Here is a 15,874-nt window from a genome sequence, read left to right as displayed (position 1 = left end):
TCAGGGTGTCCGGTGATCAGACCCGGCAGGCGGCGAGGACGCGCTCGACAGCCTCGTCCAGCGGGATCTCCTCCTTGGTCCCGGCGACCCGGTCGCGCAGCTCGACCACGCCGTTGGCCAGGCCCCGGCCGACGATCAGGACGGTGGGCATGCCCAGCAGCTCGGAGTCCTTGAACTTGACGCCGGGCGACACCCCCGGACGGTCGTCCACGAGCACCCGAAGCCCTCGCCCCTCCAGGGCCTCGGCGAGCGTGCCGGCGACCTCGATCTGGTTCTCCTTGCCGGTGCCGACGACGTGCACGTCGGCGGGCGCCACCTCCCTGGGCCACACCAGGCCCAACTCGTCGTGGCGCTGCTCGGCGAGCACGGCCACCGCCCGGGACACCCCGACGCCGTACGAGCCCATGGTGATGCGGATGGGCTTGCCGTCGGGCCCGAGCGCGTCGAGCTGGGCGGCGTCGGCGTACTTGCGGCCGAGCTGGAAGATGTGGCCGATCTCGATGCCCCGGTCGATGGACAGCGGGTGCGCGCAGCGGGGGCAGGAGTCGCCCGCCCGCACCTCGGCGGCCTCGATCGTGCCGTCGGGCTGGAAGTCGCGGCCCGCGACCACGTGCGCGGCGTGCTTGCCCGGCTCGTTGGCGCCCGTCACCCAGGCCGAGCCGTCCACCACACGCGGGTCGACCAGGTAGGTGATGCCCAGGTCCCTGAGCACCTGCGGGCCGATGTAGCCGCGCACCAGGCCGGGATGGCGGGCGAAGTCCTCGGCCTCGAAGATCTCCGGCACGCCGGGCGCGAGCGCCGCCTCCAGCCGCTTGAAGTCGACCTCGCGGTCGCCGGGCACGCCGACGATCACGGTCTTGACCTCGTCGGACCCGGGCGTGCGCACCTTGACGACGAGGTTCTTCAGCGTGTCGGCGGCGGTGATGCCGAGGCCGTGCCGCTCGTTGACGTACGTCACCAGCGACTCGATCGTCGGGGTGTCGGGCGTGTCGAGCACCCTCATGGGCGGCTGCTCGGCGGTGACGGCGGGCGGCGCGGGCGTGACGACGGCCTCGGCGTTCGCCGCGTAGCCGCAGTTGTGGCAGGCCACGAACGTGTCCTCACCGGTCGGGCAGGGGGCGAGGAACTCCTCGGAGGCCGACCCGCCCATCGCGCCCGACATCGCGAAGCAGATCTTGTAGTCGATGCCGAGGCGCCCGAAGATGCGGATGTACGCCTCGCGGTGCATCTCGTAGGACCGCTTCAGGCCGTCGTCGTCGAGGTCGAAGGAGTAGGAGTCCTTCATGACGAACTCGCGGCCCCGCAGGATGCCGGCCCGGGGCCGGGCCTCGTCGCGGTACTTCGTCTGGATCTGGTACAGCGTGACGGGATAGTCCTTGTAGGAGGAGTACTCCCCCTTCACCATGTCGGTGAACATCTCCTCGTGGGTCGGCCCGAGAAGATAGTCGGCGCCCTTGCGGTCCTTGAGCCGGAACAGCGTGTCGCCGTACTCGGTCCAGCGGCCGGTGGGCTCGTAGAAGTCCCGGGGCAGCAGCGCGGGGAACAGCACCTCCTGCGCGCCCATCCGGTCCATCTCCTCGCGCACGACCCGCGCGACGTTCTCCAGCACGATCTTGCCGAGCGGCAGCCAGGAGTAGATGCCGGGGGCGACCCGGCGGATGTAGCCGGCGCGGACGAGCAGCTTGTGGCTCGGCACTTCCGCGTCCGCCGGATCCTCACGCAGGGTGCGCAGGAACAGGGTCGACATACGCAGCAGCACGGCTACTCCTTGCTCGTGAGAGGCCTCGTCCGCAGCGTCTCCCCGGGGTCCCGCGATGAGGATCTCCTCGCGGCCCCTGGGAGACGATCTGAGAGACGAGACGAAGACGATGTGCTTCCAAGGCTATCGACTCGGGACACCCGTCGCCTCCCCGTAAGCGACGCCGTCACGTACGCGCCGCGCGGGACGGCCGGAGGTCAGCCGCCGAGCAGTTCCTCCCAGTGCCGGCGGGACCGCCCGCCCGTGCCGACGGGGCCGGCCGGGCCGTCGAGCGCCGCGGCCATCCGCCACAGGCCGGCCCTCGTCCGCAGCCGGTCCATGCCGACCGGGTCGATGGCCCGCAGCACGAAGGTGACGCCCATCACGTTCAGCATCGCCGTCGACGCGGTCGCCGGGCCCGCGGGCGCCGCCGGCGCGGCGTCCGGCCCCGGCTCGCCGATCCGCTCCAGGAGCAGCGCCGCCACCTCGGCGGCGTACGGGCCGTCGCGCCACTCGATGTGCCAGGAGCGGTCGGTGCCCCGCCACCACGTGAGGTCGCGGCACGCCTCCAGCGTCTCGGCCTCGCTCGACAGGGCGGCCATGACCCGCCCCAGCGCCTCGTACCTGAGCCCGTCCGGCCCGGAGCCGTGCGGCGGCGGCGCGCCGCCGCCGTCTTGACCGTTCTGCGGGCCGTACGCCGTGGCCGGTGAGGCCCCGGACTCGTCCCGCCCCCCGCGGAGTCCCCTCATGTCAGGGAGGGTGCCACCGCCCGGCCTTCTCGTCCGCGGGTTTCCCCGTCTTTTAGCCCCAGAGCCCACGGGCATCACTCTGATCGTGGCCGCCGGGTCGCCGCAACCCCGCGAAACATCACAACCCGGATGACAATCCGGTCCACGGCACGGCGTTCCCCTGGCAGGGCCACCGGCGGTGATAAAGAATCACTGGTAGGGAGTGTCCGCGGACACGATGCGGACGCTCCGCTGCCTGGAGGCCATGGTGACACTGCGCGTCGCGATCGTCGGTTCGGGCCCGGCCGGTATCTACACGGCCGAGGCGCTGGTCAAGCAGTCGCACGACCCCGTCGAGGTGGACGTCCTCGAACGCCTGCCGACGCCGTACGGGCTCGTCCGGTACGGCGTGGCGCCCGACCACACATCGATCAAGTCGATCGCCGGTTACCTTCGACGGGTGCTGGAGACCCCCGGAGTCCGCTTCCTGGGCGGCGTCGAGCTGGGCGCGGACCTCTCGGTGGACGATCTGCTGTCGTGTTACGACGCCGTCGTCTACTGCACCGGCGCGATGGTCGACAGGCATCTCGGCGTCCCGGGCGAGGACCTGCCGGGCAGCGTGGCGGCGACCGACTTCGTCAACTGGTACTGCGGCCATCCCGACGTCCCGCCGGACGCCTTCTCCCTCGACGCCGAGGAGGTCGTCGTCATCGGCGTCGGCAACGTCGCCGTGGACGTGGTCCGGATCATGGCCAAGACGGCCGACGAGCTGCGCGGCACCGACGTGCCCGAGGAGGTGCTCGACCGGCTCGCCGCCTCGAAGGTGAAGCGGATCCACATGGTCGGCCGGCGCGGCCCCGAGCACGCGAAGTTCACCCTGAAGGAGCTGCGCGAGCTCGGCGAGCTGCTTAACGCCGACGTCCTCACCTTCCCCGACGAGGTCGCGGTCTCCGACCTGACCACCCTGTCGCGGCAGGTGCGGGGCAACGTGGACGTGCTGCGCTCGTGGTCGGAGCGCAAGCCGGCCGACCGGCCCCGCCGCCTGGAGGTGCGCTTCTGGCTGCGCCCGGCGGAGATCCTCGGCGTGTCCCGGGTGGAGGGCGTACGTCTTGAGCGGACCCGGCTGGAGGACGGGCGGGTCGTCGGGACGGGCGATTTCGAGACGATCCCGGCGGACATGGTGATGCGCTCGGTGGGCTACCAGAGCGTGGCGCTGCCCGGGGTGCCGTTCGATCCGAGGTCGATGACGGTGCCGAACGTCGCCGGCAGGGCGGCGGACCGGCAGTACGTCGCGGGCTGGCTCAAGCGGGGGCCGACGGGCGTGATCGGGACCAACAAGTCCGACGCCGCGGAGACCGCGCGCACGCTGCTCGCCGAGGCGGTGCCGGGGACGGCGACCGCCCGGCTGGACGATCTACTCGCCGCGCGCGGGCTGAGCCCGGTGACGTACGAGGACTGGCTCGCGATCGAGGCCGCGGAGACCGCGCTGGCGGGCAGCCTCAGCAGGGGCGAGCGGGTGAAGCTGGTGGGCAGGGACGCGATGCTGGGCGCGTGCGGCCGGGTCGCCCGGCCGGGGGGCGCTTCCTGACGGGCGTCCCGGTCAGGACCAGTGCGCCGGCCGATGGTAGCGCGCGCCGTCCTGCGACGCTGAGTGATGACGTGTTCGTGGCGGGGCGTCTGCGAGGATCACCCCATGGAGACGACGCTGGCCGGCCCGGACGGGCTGCTCGACGGCTTCGCCGGCACCCATCGCGAGCAGCTCGCCCGGTTCCCCGTACGGGAACCCGCGTGGCAGCCGGTGCACACGGTGTACGTGCCCGCGGACCGGGTGACGGCGGAGATCGTCCAGCGGTGGCGGCACGCCGCCACCGATCTCCTCCACCGGCTCCTGTTCACCCCCGCCGAACTGGCCGCGCTGTTCGGGCTCGAGCCCGACCTGGCCTCGCCCGTGCACGACCGCGTACGCAGGAAGCTGCACGCCGAGCCCATCGAGGATCTGCGGATCGACTTCGAGGACGGCTACGGCGTGCGCTCCTCGGAGGAGGAGGACCGGCACGCCGAGTCGGCGGCGGCGGCCGTGGCCGCGATGCACGAGGCGGGCACGCTGCCCCGAAGGTGGGGGCTGCGGGTGAAGTCCTTCGCCGACGGCGACCCGCACCGTTCGGTGCGCACGCTCGACGGGTTCCTGACCGAGGTCGTACGGCGGGCCGGCGGGCTTCCCGACGGGTTCACGGTGACGTTCCCCAAGGTCCTGATGGAGGACTACCTGCGCCAGTTCGCCGGTTGCCTGGAGGCGCTGGAGCGGGCGCTGCGGCTGCCCGCGGGAACGCTGCGCTTCGAGATGCAGGTGGAGGCCCCGCAGACCGTGCTCATGCTCCAGCGCTCGGCCGACCTGGTGCCCTCGCTGGGCGGGCGGCTGTCGGCCGCCCACTTCGGGGTGTTCGACTACACGGCCGCGCTCGGGCTGCCGCCGGAAGAGCAGCGGCTCGACCATCCGGCCTGCGACCACGCGCGGCACGTCATGCAGACGGCGCTGTCGGGGACGGGGGTGGAGCTGTCGGACGGCTCCCTGGCCGCGGCCCCGGCCTCGGACTCGGCGGCCGACGTGCACGCCCTGCTGCGCAGGCACTCGGCGCTGGTGTCGCACTCGCTGGCGCACGGCTTCTACCAGGGCTGGGACATGCACCCCTCGCATCTCGTCAGCCGCTTCACGACGGTATACGCGTTCCATCTCGCCTGCTACGAGAAGTACGCCGACCGGGTGCGTGCCTGGCAGGAACGGCGCGCGGCCTCGGGGGGCGAGCTGGACGAGCCCGCGACGATCAGGACGCTGGCCGCCGCGCTGGCCCGGGCCGACCGGGCTCTCTGCTGAGATTTGCCATATCCGCAACATTTCTTGCCACGTTCGCGGGACGTGCCGCACTGTTACGCACAAGTCGACACAGGAGGCACAGGTGAACGACAAGTACGACGCGGTCGTCGTGGGCGGCGGCGCCGCCGGGCTCAGCGGCGCCCTGGCACTGGCGCGGGCCCGGCGGTCGGTGCTGGTGGTGGACGCGGGAGAGCCGCGCAACGCGCGGGCGGGGCACGTGCACAACTACCTCGCCCGGGAGGGCACGCCGCCCGCCGAACTGCTGGCGGCCGGGCGCGAGGAGCTCGCCCGGTACGGCGGCGAGGTCGTCAGCGGACGGGCCGAGGCCGCCGCGCGGGAGGACGACGGCTTCCTCGTGACGCTGGACGACGGGCGCGCCGTCCGGGCCCGCCGGCTGCTGGTGGCCACCGGCACCGCGGACGAGAAGCCGGACGTGCCGGGACTGGCCGAGCGGTGGGGCCGCGACGTGCTGCACTGCCCGTACTGCCACGGCTGGGAGGTCCGCGACCGGCGGATCGGCGTGCTGGCCACCGAGCCGCTCGCCGTCGAACACGCCCTCCTGTGGCGGCAGTGGAGCGAGAACGTGGTGCTCCTGACCCACCACCGCCCCGCGCCGTCGGAGGAGGAGGCCGAGCGGCTCGCCGCGCGCCGGATCGCCGTCGCCCACGGCCCGGTCACGGGGATCGAGGTGACGGGCGACGCGCTCACCGGCGTGCGGCTGGCCTCGGGCGATGTCGTCGCGCTCGACGCGGTCGTCGTCGCGCCGCGGCTCGCCGCCCGGGCCGGCGTGCTGGAGCCGCTCGGGCTCAAGCCGGTCGAGGCGGAGGCCCGCGGCCAGGTGGTGGGCACCCGGATCGCCGCGGAACCCGCCGGAGCGACGGCCGTGCCCGGCGTGTGGGTGGCGGGTAACGTGACGGACGTGTTCGCCCAGCTGATCACGGCCGCGGCGGCCGGTCTCGCCGCGGGTGCGGCGATCAACAGGGATCTCGTCGCCGAGGACACCGAACAGGCCGTCGACGCCTACCGCCACCAGGTGCGCACGATGTTCGAGGAGGCCGCCTGGGAGGAGCGCTACCGCTCCCGGCCGGCGATCTGGAGCGGCAGGCCCAACCCGCAGCTCGTCGCCGAGGCCGCGGAGCTGCCCCCGGGCCGGGCGCTCGACGTCGGCAGCGGCGAGGGGGCCGACGCCGTCTGGCTCGCGGCGCGGGGCTGGCGGGTGACCGCGACGGACATCTCCGCCACGGCGCTGGAGCGGGCCGCCGCGCACGCCGCCGACGCCGGCGCGGACGTCGCGGACCGCGTCGAGTGGCTCAAGGCCGACCTGCGCGATCACGCTCTTCCCGAGGGCGCCTACGACCTGGTCTCGGCGCAGTACATGCACCTGCCGGCCGAGGCCAGGCGGGCGCTGTACGCCCGGCTGGCCGCCGCGGTGGCCCCGGGCGGGACCCTGCTGATCGTCGGGCACCACCCGTCCGACCTGCTGACCACGGCTCGCCGGGCGCACTTCCCGCAGATGATGTTCACCGCCGAGGAGATCGCGGCCTCGCTGGATCCTGTCGAGTGGGAGGTCGTGACCGCCGAGACCCGGTCGCGCACCGGGGTGGACCCGGATGGGCACGACGTCACGATCCGCGACGCCGTCCTCGTCGCCCGCCGCCGCGCGTGAAGAGCGTCAGAACCGGTCCACGGTGCGGCGCCAGCGCCTGACCCGGTCCGGGTCGACCGGCTCCCGCCACGAGCCCCGCACGGCGCTGCCGACGTGGAAGGCGCGGACGCCGTAGTCGAGCAGCACCGGGACGTGCTCCTCGCGCAGGCCGCCGCCGGCGAGCACGAGCGAGGCGTCCCCCGCCTCCGCCCGTGCGCGTAACACGCCGAGGCCGCTGCCGACGCCCTCGGGCACGCCGGACGTGAGGACGGTCGCCAGGTTCGGCAGCAGCCGTACGGCACGCCAGGCGGCCCGTACGTCGGCGGCGTGGTCCACGGCACGGTGGAAGGTCCAGGGCAGCGGCGAGACGGCGTGGATCAGCGCGTCCGTCGACTCCCTGTCGACCGACCCGTCCCCGGTCAGGAAGCCGAAGACGAAGCCCGCCGCGCCGGCCTCGGCGAGCTCCTTGACGTGAGCGCGCAGCCGATCGAGCTCCTCCGGCGTCACCGTGAACCCGGAGTTGCAGCGGAGCATGACCATCTGGGGCAGCCCGCACTCACGCGCGATCGCCGCGACGAGGTCCGCCGAGGGGGTGAGCCCGCCCGAGTCCATATCGGACACGATCTCCAGGCGGTCGGCCCCGCCCTCCTCGGCGGCAGCGGCGTCACGCAGGTCGAGCGCGATCACTTCAAGGAGGGATCCCGTCATGATGTGAACAGTATCCGGTCCCTTTGCGGCACCTGACGGCATCCGCCCTGTTCAGCCCTCGTTCAACTAGTTGTGCGCGGTGTTGTCAAGAACCCTCCACGCGTGGGCGGCATGTTCGGAGCGTGGGGCCGGCACCGCCGGCATGCGGGGTCCGGCCGCCGCGGCCGGGATCGCGGCACTGGCGTCCCGCTCGAACAACGCGCCGGAGGCGCGGTGCGGCAGGTCGACGGTGCGCACGTGCCGGAAGCCCGCCTTCCGGTAGTACGACTGCAGCCGGGCGTTGTCCTTGGCGCAGTCCAGCCGCAGGTACGGCCGGCCGTGGACGGCGGCCCGCAGCGCGGCCCAGTCGAGCAGCGTCTCCCCCAGGCCCTGCCCGGAGTAGGTTCTGCTCACGGCGAGCTTGTGGACGTAGAGCGCGTCGCCGGGCCGGTCGGCGGGAGTCCAGAACTCCGGGTCGGCCTGGCCGTCGACGGCGATCGTGGCGGCCGGCACCTGGTCGCCGGCGTCCAGGACGTACATGACCCCCTCGTCGATGAGCGGTTCGATGCGCTCGGCCGGGAAACCCCCGGCGGGCCACTGCCGTACGCCGAGGCCGTTCAGCCACCCGGCGGTACGCGCCAGCAGGGTGAGGACGCCCCGCAGGTCGGCCGGGGTCGCGCGACGCAGCGTGAGTTCCGTAACAAGATCCAGGGTGTTCGCGGGCATGCCTGATTCCTTTCGTGCCGACGGCGGCGATTCGATTACTGTGAGTGACGGCGCGATGCCGTACAGCGCCCGTCCGGAGACGGCGGGCCCCACTAGGGCGCGCGGGTCCGGCGGGGCCCTCTGCCGGGGCCGGGATGGGAATCGCGGAAACGGCCCTCCGGAGGAGGGCCCGGCGGCCGGGGACGCCCGCTCAGGCCAGGGGGCGTCCTGGCCTCGTCAATGGCGTTCCAGCTCGTATCGGATCAGATGCTTGTCCGCGGGCAGCACGGAGACGGCGACGCGGACGGGCGTGTCGTCGGCGTCGTAACCGACCCGGGTGTGGACGACGACGGGAGTGCCGGGCTCCAGCTGGAGTCGTGACGACTCGTCGGAGGTCGGCATGCGGGCCGAGAGGTCGTCGATCACGCGGACCTGGAGATGCCCCAGCTCCTCCAGCACCCGGTTGGCCCCGCGGATGATGTCGCCGGGCCGGGCGATCTCGGAGTCCCCCACGATCTCCAGGGGGAAGTACGAGTCCAGCGTGTTGTACGGCTGGCCGTCCACGAAGCGCAGGCGGCGGCGCACGACGGCCAGGGCGCCGTCGGACAGGGCGAGGCGGGTGGCCACGTCCTCGGGCGGCTCGACGATCGAGACCTCGATCCGCTGGTCCGCCGTACGGCCCTCGGAGCGGACCGCGTGGACGAACGTGTCGAACCGCGGCTCCTCCTGGTCGTACGGGAGGAACTCGTCCTGAGGGCGCATGAGGAGGGGGCGGCGCTCGCGTACGAACGTTCCACGCCGGCGCATCCGCAGGATGAGGCCCTCGTTCTCCAGCTCGCCCAGCGCCAGCCGTACGGTGTTGCGGCTGACGCCGTGCGCCTCCATGAGGTCGGCCTCGGTCGGAATCTGGTCGCCCGGCGCGAGTTCGCCCGCATAGATGGCCCTGCGTACCTCTGCGGCCACCTGCTGGTAGAGCGACGATCGTGCCATCTTTCCTCAATCCACCCTTTTGTTCCAACAAATCTAGAGGATCTCGGTCTAGCGGGAAACAACCCCTTGACCTGAGCCCACCCAGCCGCGCATTATCCAAACGTTGGTACAAATCCATCCAATGGAGGTGGGCCTGAGGCCCCATCTCCCAGCCAGACCTATCAGAGCGACGGGAACGACATGTCAGAGCTGTCGGTATCCACCGACATGACCGCCTTGTGCGGGAACGGCGTGACATGCCCGAGCACGCGGTACCACCGCACGCCGGAGCGGCCGGTCGAGAACGACCGCTCCCCATGGACTCCGTGCGAATAAACGAGGTCTCGACCCCAACCCTCGCCGGGGTCGAGGTCTCGCGCCGGGGCGGAGCGCGTCCTGGCGGGTCCCCCACGCCCGCCAGGACGCGCCACCGTTAGGCCTGACGCGGAACCGACCGGTCGGTATGCTGCCCGCATGACTCTGTTCTCGGTGGAAGGCAAGACGGTCGTGGTCACGGGCGGGTCCCGGGGCATCGGGAAGATGATCGCGCGGGGATTCCTCGACGCGGGCGCCGTCGTCTACATCTCCTCGCGGAAGAAGGACGAGCTGCAGGCCACCGCCGCCGAGCTGGGCTGCCACGCCGTACAGGCGGACCTGTCCACCCCCGACGGCGTCGAGACGCTGGCGCGGGCGGTGTCGGAGCGGGAGAGCCGGCTCGACGTGCTCGTCAACAACGCGGGGGCGAGCTGGGGGGCGCCGCTGGCGGAGTATCCGGAGCACGCCTTCGACAAGCTCTGGGACATCAACGTCAAGGGTGTCTTCTTCCTCACCCGCCGCCTCCTGCCGCTGCTGCGCGCCGCGGCGTCGCCCGACGATCCGGCACGAGTGATCAACATCGGCTCGATCGACGGGCTCCGGGTGCCGTTCATGGAGAACTACGCCTACTCCGCGGCCAAGGCGGGCGTCCACATGCTGACCCGGCACCTGGCCCACCAGCTCGCCCGGGAATCGATCACGGTCAACGCGATCGCGCCCGGGCCGTTCGAGTCGAAGATGATGGCCTTCGCGCTCGACGACCCCCAGATGCGCGGCGCGATCGAGAGCAACGTCCCGCTGGGCCGGATCGGCAGGCCCGACGACATGGCGGGCGCGGCAATCTTCCTCGCCTCACGCGCCGGGTCGTACCTGACCGGCGCGGTCATCCCCGTCGACGGCGGGATCTCCACCCACGGATAGGCGCTCAGCCCTTGAGCATCTCGGCGAGGGTCTCGGCGAACAGGTCCGGCGCGGCCAGCTCGTCCCGCAGGAACAGGTAGGGCTCGGTGAGCTCCAGCTCGATCAGGACCGGCTCGCCGTCCGGCATCCGCACCAGGTCCACCCGGGCGTACAGCAGGTCCGGCGGCGCGGCGGCCAGGATCCGCTCGGCGAGGGCGAACTGGTCGTCGTCCGGGTCGCGCAGCGTGGCGCGGTTCTCCCGGGTCTCCGCCACGCCGCTGAGCATCGGGTGCCGCCGTACGGCGTGGCTGAACCGCCCGCCGAAGTACAGCAGCGACAGCTCACCCTCCTGCTCGACGGACGGGATGTACGGCTGGACCATGACCGTGCGGCCCTCGGCGAGCAGCGCCGCCGCGTGGGCCGCGGCGGCGTCCCGGTCCGCGGTGCGGATCGTGTCGCGGGCCCCCGCGGAGACGGCGGGCTTGACCACGTACTCGTCCCATTCGGGCAGGTCCCTACCGGGTTCGGCGCCCTGGACGAGCCAGTGCGTCGGGACGGTGGGCACGCCGAGCGTGCGCAGATAGGTCTTGTCGGTGTTCCACTCGATCACCGACGCCGGGTTGAACAGCCGTGTCGCCGACTCCACCCGGTGGGCCCACGCGACGAACTCGTCGCGGTGGTCGATGTAGTCCCAAGGAGAGCGGACGACCGCCGCGTCGAACTCCGACCAGTCGACGCGAGGGTCGCGCCAGTTCACCGGCGAGCCCTCGATGCCGGCCCCGAGCCAGGCGGCGAGAGCGATCTCCCGCTCGTCATCGTGCTCGGCGGCCGAATGGTCCGTGGTGACGTAGGCGACCTTCATGACGCTCCCATCCGCATGTCAGCAGTGACCAATGCTATGGGCAGCGTCAGGCGAGACCGGCCAGCACCTCGGCCGCCGCCTGTCCGCAGACCCTGGCGGCGCCGTGCGTGGCGATGTGGACCGCCCCCAGGTCCGTACGGCCCGGCAGTCCCATCTCGACCACCACGCCGTCCGGCCGGGCGGCCAGCAGGCGCTCCAGCAGGTCCGTCTGCCAGGGGTGGCGGTGAGCGTCCCGCACCACGACGACGAGGGGCCGGTCGGCGGCCTGGCTCAGCATCGCGCCGGCGACGCCGTTGTGGACGTCGCCCTGCCGCAACCGGGCGACGGTGGTGCCCGGCAGCAGCTTGCTCAGCGGCTCGCCCGCGCCCCACGGCATGCCCTTGTCGATCGCGAGGTTGGTCTCCGGCGCCAGCTCCACCACGTGCGGGGCGGCGGTCAGCGGCAGCACGTCACGCGCCCCGCGCCGGGTCACCCGTACGGCCCGGCGGGCGGCGACGAGCCCGATCTCGTCCCGGCGGTCGTCGGGGGGCGGGACCCGCGCCTGCCAGGCGGCCAGGGCGCGCACCCGCGCCGCGGCGTCGGCGAGCCGCTCCTCCGACAGCCTGCCCTCGGTCACCGCGTCCGCGACGGCGTCGCGGATGTGCTCGTGGGTCGCCTCGTCGGCGTTCTCCCCGCCCACGCAGACCGCGTCGGCCCCCGCCGCCACGGCCATCGCGCTCGCGCCGCCCAGGCCGTACCGGCCGGAGACGGCGGCCATCTCGATGCCGTCGGTCACGATCAGGCCCTCGAAGCCCAGCTCCTCCCGCAGCAGGCCGGTGAGGATGCGCGGGCTGAGCGTCGCCGGCAGCTCCTCGTCGTACGCCGTGACCAGCAGGTGGCCGGTCATGATCGAGCGCACGCCCTCGTCGATCGCGACCCGGAACGGCCACAGCTCGATCTCGGCCAGCTCCTCGCGGGAGGCCGTGACGCGCGGGACACCGTGGTGGGAGTCGACCGACGTGTCGCCGTGCCCGGGGAAGTGCTTGGCACAGGCCGCCACTCCGGCGGACTGCAGCCCGCGGATCCAGGCGGCCGTGTGCCGCGCGACGAGCAGCGGGTCGGCGCCGAACGACCGCAGGCCGATGACCGGGTTGTCCGGGTTGGAGTTGACGTCGGCGGCCGGGGCGAAGTCGATGTTCACCCCGGCCGCCCGCAGGTCCCGCCCGATGTCGCCGGCCACCCGCTCGGTCAGCTCCACGTCGTCCACGACGCCCAGAGCGTAGTTGCCCGGCCGGGAGCTGCCCGTGCGGGCCTCGAGCCTCGTCACCTCCCCCGCCTCCTCGTCGACGCCGATCAGGATCTCGGGATTCTCCGCGCGCAGGGCCGAGGTGAGCGCGGCGAGCTGGGCCGGGGTGTCGACGTTCCGGGAGAACAGCACCACACCGGCGAGCCCGCCGGCGAGCCGCCGCCGCACCCAGTCGGGGGCGGCGGTCCCGGTGAAGCCGGGCAGCAGGACCGTGTCGGCCAGACGGAGCAGGTCGGGGCTTCGCTTCATGCTGCGCCCGCAAGGCATCGCTCAGGCATGCCCCGCAATTTAATAGGAAAGTTTCCTATTTGCTAGAGGGCAGGCCTGGGATGTCGGGCGCGTCCGGTCACAGATCGACGGGGCGCAGCCGGTTCTCCTTCACCTCGAAGCCGGCGATCGTGGTGATCGGCGCGCCGGGACGGTCCACGAAGGCGACGGCGCGATACTCCGCGCGGAAGTTCTCCATGTCGGCCACACAGGACACGTAGCCGTGACGGCTGTCGAAGAACGCGATGTGCGGGTTCAGCTCCAGGATCGCGCTCGCGTCGGTGATGCCCGGCATGCTCGTCACCGACGGCCCGACGAACTCGACCCCGAGGGCGCGGGAGGCCGGATCCGCCCAGTCGGCGCGCACGTCGCTCGCGTACGCGCTGTGCACGTCACCGCTCAGCACGACCAGCCCGTCGGGGGCGGCGGCGAGGACCCGGGAGCGCGACGCGGGATAGCCGTCCCAGGCATCGGCGCTGACGGGTTCGAGCGGGAACTTCCGCTGGGAGAAGAACACCGCCTGCGCGAGCACCTTCCACCGGGCGGTCGATCCGCGCAGCCGGTCCGTCAGCCACTTCTCCTGCTCGGCGCCGAGCATGTCGCGCCCCTCGCGGTACTGCCGCGTGTCGGCGAGCAGGAAGTCGGCCACCCGGCCGTACGGCCGCCGGCGGTAGTTCTGCAGGACCGCCCCGGACGGGTGCACGCGCAGCGGCTGGTGCTCGTAGTAGGCCTTGAACGCGGCGGCCCTGCGCTTGAGGAAGGCGGCGGGGCTGCCGCCGTCACCGGGCAGCGCGCCCGCCCAGTTGTCGCGGACCTCGTGGTCGTCGGGGATCGCGACCCACGGCGCGGCGGCGTGTGCGGCCTGCAGGTCGGGGTCCATCTTGTAGCGGGCGTATCGGTCGCGGTAGGCGCCGAGCGTGGTGCACTCGGCCGTCGACTCGAGCGGGCGCACCCAGCGGCCCGGCTTGGGGTTCTTCGGCTTGCCGTACTCGTAGATGTAGTCGCCGAGGTGGAGGACGAGGTCGGGCCGCTCTCCCGCGAGGTGGCGCAGCGCGGTGAAGTAGCCGTGCTCGTAGCGCTGGCAGGAGACGAAGCAGAACCGCACGGGGGCGGTCGAATCCGGGCCGGGCGCCGTCCTGGTGCGGCCCACCGGGCTGACGTGACCCTCGACGGAGAAGCGGTAGAAATAGTCGGCCGCGGGCCGCAGCCCGGTCACCCGTACGTGCACGCTGTGCGCCCAGTCCGGCTGCGCGGGCGCGGTGCCCGACTGGACGACCTTTTTGAACGCCTCGTCCTCGGCGAGCTCCCATCGCACGGTCATCGCCCGGTTGGGCATGCCGCCCGGCTGTGTCGGATGCAGCGGCTCGGGGGCCAGACGGGTCCACAGGATCACGCCGTCGGATAACGGCTCTCCTGACGCCACCCCCAAGGTGAACGGATACCCCATTTTCGCCATGGGTTCGATCCTGCCCTACAGATCCCTCCCATGCGGGGAGGTCGGGCGAGGCGAGAATGTGAACAAGCTCTTGCTTGACCGTCATAATGGGAGCCGTGAACCAGCGTAAGGACTCCGGCGGCACGGCCGCGCCGGTCAAGGCGAAGCGAGGGGCGGCCGGCTCGGCGTCCGAACGGCGCGACCACCTCGTCAAACTCGCCGCCGAGTTGTTCGCGCGCAAGGGCTTCCAGGCCACCACGGTGCGGGAGATCGCGCTGGAGGCCGGCATCCTGTCCGGCAGCCTCTACCACCACTTCGACTCCAAGGAGACGATCGTCGACGAGGTGCTGCGCACCTTCCTCGAGGATCTGATCACCCGCTACCGCGCGGCCCTCGGCACACACGCCGACCCGCGCTCGGTCCTGGCGGAGATGGTCCGCATCGGCTTCGGCACGCTGGAGGACCACCGCGCGGCCATCACGGTCATGCAGAACGACTGGAACTACCTGCGCTCGCTGCCCGGCGACCGTTTCGACTACCTGGTGCGGGCCGAGGACGAGGTCGAGCGCATGTGGGTGGAGCAGATCAGGAGCGGCCAGGCCGCCGGGCAGTTCCGTCCCGACGTCGATCCAAAGCTGACCTACCGGATGATCCGCGACACGATCTGGGTGACCGTGCGCTGGTTCCGGCCCGACGGCAGGCTCGACACGGACGCGCTCGCGGACCACTTCGTCAAGCTGCTCTTCGACGGCCTGGCGACCGGCGAACGGACGAGTCAGCCGTCATGACGCTACTCAAGGCCGTACGGCTCGCACTGACCGAGGCCGCCGACCCCGCCCGCGCCGCCTCCATGCGGTCGTACATGAAGTCGGAGATGCCGTTCCTGGGAGTGACGGCCGTGCCCCGGCGGGCCGCGCTGCGCAAGGTCTTCGCCGAGCACCGGCTGGACAGCGCCCCCGAGTGGCGCAGGGCGGTGCTCGCGCTGTGGCGCGAGGCGGAGTACCGCGAGGAGCGCTACGCCGCCATCGAGCTGTCCGCCCACCGCTTCTACCGGTCCTGGCAGACGCTCTACACCATCCCCATGTACGAGGAGATGGTCGTGACCGGCGCCTGGTGGGACCTGGTGGACGACATCGCCGTGCACCGGATCGGCACGCTGCTGCGGCTGTACCCCGAGAGCATGCGCCGTCTGGTGCTGGAATGGGCGCACGACACCGACCTGTGGAAGCGGCGCACCGCCATCCTGTGCCAGAACTCCTTCAAGGAGCGGACCGACGCCCACCTGCTCTACGCCTGCATCGAGCCGAGCCTGTCGGACACCGACTTCTTCGCCCGTAAGGCGATCGGCTGGGCGCTGCGGGAGTACGCCAAGACCAACCCGCAGGAGGTGCTCCGCTACGTGAAGCACCAGGGCATCAGCGGGCTGAGCCGCCGCGAGGCGCTGCGCAACGTCCCTGACGCCTGAG

At 72.2% G+C, this 15,874-nt stretch carries 14 protein-coding genes; 6 read left to right on the top strand and 8 right to left on the bottom strand.

From position 1 onward, the window contains the following. Positions 1–16: 16 nt before the first annotated feature. Both AB0O28_RS32205 and AB0O28_RS32200 read right to left on the bottom strand, forming a co-directional pair. Complete coding sequence (locus AB0O28_RS32205; protein WP_363646336.1) at positions 17–1,759, bottom strand: proline--tRNA ligase; 1,743 nt, start codon at positions 1,757–1,759, stop codon at positions 17–19. Positions 1,760–1,956: 197 nt separating this feature from the next. Continuing rightward, positions 1,957–2,487: a hypothetical protein gene (locus AB0O28_RS32200; protein ID WP_363646335.1), complete on the bottom strand. Its 531-nt coding sequence runs from the start codon at positions 2,485–2,487 to the stop codon at positions 1,957–1,959. A gap of 217 nt (positions 2,488–2,704) precedes the next feature. Here AB0O28_RS32200 and AB0O28_RS32195 point away from each other — a divergent pair, with 217 nt between their 5' ends. The 3 genes from AB0O28_RS32195 (at position 2,705) to AB0O28_RS32185 (ending at position 7,004) form a co-directional block, all read left to right on the top strand. Next, positions 2,705–4,054: an FAD-dependent oxidoreductase gene (locus AB0O28_RS32195; RefSeq protein WP_363646334.1), complete on the top strand. Its 1,350-nt coding sequence runs from the start codon at positions 2,705–2,707 to the stop codon at positions 4,052–4,054. A 105-nt stretch (positions 4,055–4,159) separates the two neighbouring features. Further along, positions 4,160–5,338, top strand: a complete 1,179-nt coding sequence (locus AB0O28_RS32190; RefSeq protein WP_363646333.1) for an aldolase — start codon at positions 4,160–4,162, stop codon at positions 5,336–5,338. Positions 5,339–5,420: 82 nt separating this feature from the next. After that, positions 5,421–7,004 (top strand): FAD-dependent oxidoreductase, encoded by a 1,584-nt coding sequence (locus tag AB0O28_RS32185; RefSeq protein ID WP_363646332.1) that lies wholly within the window; start codon positions 5,421–5,423, stop codon positions 7,002–7,004. Positions 7,005–7,010: 6 nt separating this feature from the next. Here AB0O28_RS32185 and AB0O28_RS32180 read toward each other — a convergent pair whose 3' ends face one another. From AB0O28_RS32180 to AB0O28_RS32170, 3 genes are all read right to left on the bottom strand, one after another. Further along, positions 7,011–7,691, bottom strand: a complete 681-nt coding sequence (locus AB0O28_RS32180) for a copper homeostasis protein CutC (RefSeq protein WP_363646331.1) — start codon at positions 7,689–7,691, stop codon at positions 7,011–7,013. A gap of 66 nt (positions 7,692–7,757) precedes the next feature. Continuing rightward, a complete protein-coding gene (locus tag AB0O28_RS32175; RefSeq protein WP_363646330.1) occupies positions 7,758–8,396 on the bottom strand; it encodes an N-acetyltransferase in 639 nt (212 codons plus the stop codon). A 216-nt stretch (positions 8,397–8,612) separates the two neighbouring features. Further along, positions 8,613–9,365 carry a GntR family transcriptional regulator gene (locus AB0O28_RS32170; protein ID WP_363646329.1) on the bottom strand — a complete coding sequence of 251 codons (753 nt, stop codon included), beginning with the start codon at positions 9,363–9,365 and terminating at the stop codon, positions 8,613–8,615. 453 nt (positions 9,366–9,818) lie between these two features. Between AB0O28_RS32170 and AB0O28_RS32165 the strand changes: the two genes are divergently transcribed. Then, positions 9,819–10,580: an SDR family oxidoreductase gene (locus AB0O28_RS32165; RefSeq protein WP_363646328.1), complete on the top strand. Its 762-nt coding sequence runs from the start codon at positions 9,819–9,821 to the stop codon at positions 10,578–10,580. A gap of 4 nt (positions 10,581–10,584) precedes the next feature. On the opposite strand, the gene AB0O28_RS32160 is transcribed toward AB0O28_RS32165, so the two are convergent. From AB0O28_RS32160 to AB0O28_RS32150, 3 genes are all read right to left on the bottom strand, one after another. Beyond that, entirely contained in the window at positions 10,585–11,421 is an 837-nt protein-coding gene (locus tag AB0O28_RS32160; protein ID WP_363646327.1) for a hypothetical protein, read from the bottom strand. Between the two features lie 46 nt (positions 11,422–11,467). After that, positions 11,468–12,955: a glycoside hydrolase family 3 N-terminal domain-containing protein gene (locus AB0O28_RS32155; RefSeq protein WP_363646326.1), complete on the bottom strand. Its 1,488-nt coding sequence runs from the start codon at positions 12,953–12,955 to the stop codon at positions 11,468–11,470. A gap of 97 nt (positions 12,956–13,052) precedes the next feature. Beyond that, positions 13,053–14,429, bottom strand: a complete 1,377-nt coding sequence (locus AB0O28_RS32150; protein WP_363646325.1) for an alkaline phosphatase D family protein — start codon at positions 14,427–14,429, stop codon at positions 13,053–13,055. Between the two features lie 95 nt (positions 14,430–14,524). Here AB0O28_RS32150 and AB0O28_RS32145 point away from each other — a divergent pair, with 95 nt between their 5' ends. Next, entirely contained in the window at positions 14,525–15,196 is a 672-nt protein-coding gene (locus AB0O28_RS32145; RefSeq protein ID WP_363646324.1) for a TetR/AcrR family transcriptional regulator, read from the top strand. Next, positions 15,193–15,873, top strand: coding sequence for a DNA alkylation repair protein (locus tag AB0O28_RS32140; RefSeq protein ID WP_363646323.1), 681 nt, complete (start codon positions 15,193–15,195; stop codon positions 15,871–15,873). Before AB0O28_RS32145 ends, AB0O28_RS32140 begins: the two co-directional genes overlap by 4 nt. Position 15,874: the final 1 nt, after the last annotated feature.

Origin of the sequence: Microbispora sp. NPDC088329, from assembly GCF_040685655.1 — a bacterium.
Classification (GTDB): Bacteria; Actinomycetota; Actinomycetes; order Streptosporangiales; family Streptosporangiaceae; genus Microbispora.
The sequence above is the reverse complement of the archived record's forward strand: the minus strand, read 5'-3'. Positions and strand labels throughout refer to the sequence as shown.